The sequence below is a fragment of the Clostridium sp. CAG:43 genome, assembly GCF_000434655.1.
In the GTDB taxonomy this organism is placed as follows: Bacteria; Bacillota; Clostridia; order Lachnospirales; family Lachnospiraceae; genus Otoolea; species Otoolea fessa.
This window is the reverse complement of sequence record NZ_FR895004.1, coordinates 486-2,509: the sequence shown is the minus strand read 5'-3', so window position 1 is coordinate 2,509 and position 2,024 is coordinate 486. Positions and strand designations below refer to the sequence as shown.

Annotated in this window: 2 protein-coding genes and 3 tRNA genes; all 5 read left to right on the top strand. The window is 48.9% G+C overall.

Annotation, left to right across the window (positions count from 1 at the left end; genetic code table 11):
- The coding region (locus tag QVO97_RS00965; RefSeq protein ID WP_288188545.1) for a metal-transporting ATPase at positions 1–1,172 on the top strand (1,172 nt) is incomplete at its 5' end.
- 73 nt (positions 1,173–1,245) lie between these two features.
- Complete coding sequence (locus QVO97_RS00960; RefSeq protein ID WP_022358560.1) at positions 1,246–1,581, top strand: metal-sensing transcriptional repressor; 336 nt, start codon at positions 1,246–1,248, stop codon at positions 1,579–1,581.
- 130 nt (positions 1,582–1,711) lie between these two features.
- A tRNA-Pro gene (locus QVO97_RS00955) sits at positions 1,712–1,785 on the top strand.
- Positions 1,786–1,803: 18 nt separating this feature from the next.
- Positions 1,804–1,875 (top strand) — tRNA-Glu (locus QVO97_RS00950).
- A 45-nt stretch (positions 1,876–1,920) separates the two neighbouring features.
- Positions 1,921–1,993: transfer RNA gene (locus QVO97_RS00945), tRNA-Thr, on the top strand.
- Positions 1,994–2,024 lie beyond the last annotated feature (31 nt).

Genomic DNA, 2,024 nt, shown 5'->3' with positions numbered 1-2,024 from the left:
CTGATTTCCAGGCGCTGCCGGGTAATGGACTTTCCGGTACGTTAGACGGCGCTTCATTGGCAGGCGGAAGCTTTTCCTATATCAGCGGACATACGACGGTGTCCGCACAGGAACAGGCATCCTTTGAGCGCCTGGCATCGGAAGGCAAGACACCGCTGTGCTTTATGAAAAATGGTCGTCTGGCTGGTATGATTGCCGTGGCAGATGTCATCAAGGAAGACAGCCCGCAGGCGGTCAAGGAACTGCAGAACATGGGAATCCGTGTGGTCATGCTGACTGGAGATAATGAGCGGACTGCCCGTGCGATTGGGGCACAGGCTGGTGTGGATGAAGTCATTGCCGGAGTACTTCCGGATGGGAAAGAGAGTGTCATCCGCAGCCTGAAAGAACAGGGCAAGGTGGCAATGGTCGGTGATGGTATCAATGATGCCCCGGCGCTCACGCGTGCCGATATAGGTATCGCGATCGGAGCCGGTACAGATATCGCGATTGATGCCGCGGATGTGGTGCTGATGAAGAGTCGTTTGAGTGATGTTCCGGCGGCAATCCGTCTAAGCCGTGCGACGCTTCGAAATATTCACGAAAACCTGTTCTGGGCATTCTTTTACAATGTTGTGGGTATTCCACTTGCAGCTGGTTTGTGGTATCCTATCTTTGGATGGAAATTAAATCCGATGTTCGGTGCTGCAGCGATGAGCTTATCCAGCTTCTGCGTAGTGACGAACGCGCTGCGGCTGAATCTGTTTAAGATGCACGATGCATCGAAGGATCATCCGATGCGGAAGAGGGCTGAGAAGGCTGCTAATAAAGGTGGAGAAAAGGCAGAAAACGCAGGTGCAGTTAGGATGGGGGCAGAAGACACCCGGTCAATTGGGCAAACAGCAAATGGAAATGAAACTGTTTCAAAAGAAATGAAAAAAAGTGAGAATCAAAAAAATAATATAAATATGGAGGGAATAACGATGACAAAGACAATGAATATCGAAGGAATGATGTGTGGACACTGTGAGGCACGCGTAAAGAAGGCGTTGGAGGCACTGGCAGGCGTGGAGAGCGCAGAGGTCAGCCATGAGAAAGGAACCGCGGTCGTAAACATGAGTGCGGATGTGGCGGACGATACGTTGAAAGAGGCGGTTGAGGCACAGGATTATAAGGTGGACTCGATTCAGTAGGATGAAAAAAGCTGCGAAATGGTGGAATTAATATGCCATTTCGCAGCATTTTGATAAAAGATAGGAGAAAAGCATGGGCTGTTGTAAATGTGAATCACAAGCGCAGGTCTGTCAGGGAGGAGAGACGGAACGTCACAAACACAGAAACCTGACCGAGGAAAAAGATCTGCTGAAACGTTTAAATCGGATCGAGGGACAGGTGCGCGGTGTGAAGGCGATGGTGGAAGACGAGCGATACTGCGTCGATATATTAAACCAGGTATCAGCGGTTCAGGCGGCGCTGAACAGTTTTTCCAAAGTCCTGCTGTCCAACCATATCAAAACCTGTGTGGTCGATGATATAGAGGCGGGAAATGGGGAAGAAGCGGTTGAGGAGCTGTGCAAGACGATTCAGAAGCTGATGAAGTAAATATAAATTTATTGAATTGAGCAAACACAAGCAACTATAGCGAAATATTAAACATAATAAATATTTTTAAAAATTCTTCAAAAAAAGTGTTGACATTCTCCTGGATTTATATTATACTACGTCATGTAATCGAGGCGTGGCTCAGTTTGGTAGAGCGCTGCGTTCGGGACGCAGAGGTCGCGTGTTCGAATCACGTCGCCTCGATTCTATTATAAAACATACGGCCTGTTGGTCAAGCGGTCAAGACGACGCCCTCTCACGGCGTAAACCCGGGTTCGATTCCCGGACAGGTCATCGAAAGTTGCTTTGGGTTTTCCAGAGCATTTTTCAAATTAAAATGCTTCCTTGGCTCAGTTGGTAGAGCGACGCATTCGTAATGCGTAGGTCGCCGGTTCAAGTCCGGCAGGGAGCTGATGAGTGGAGCCCCTCTTGATTATCAAGAG

Coding starts and splice junctions, on each gene's coding strand:
- QVO97_RS00960 (WP_022358560.1), top strand. CDS start 1,246: ATGGGCTGTTGTAAATGTGAATCACAAGCGCAGGTCTGTCAGGGAGGA.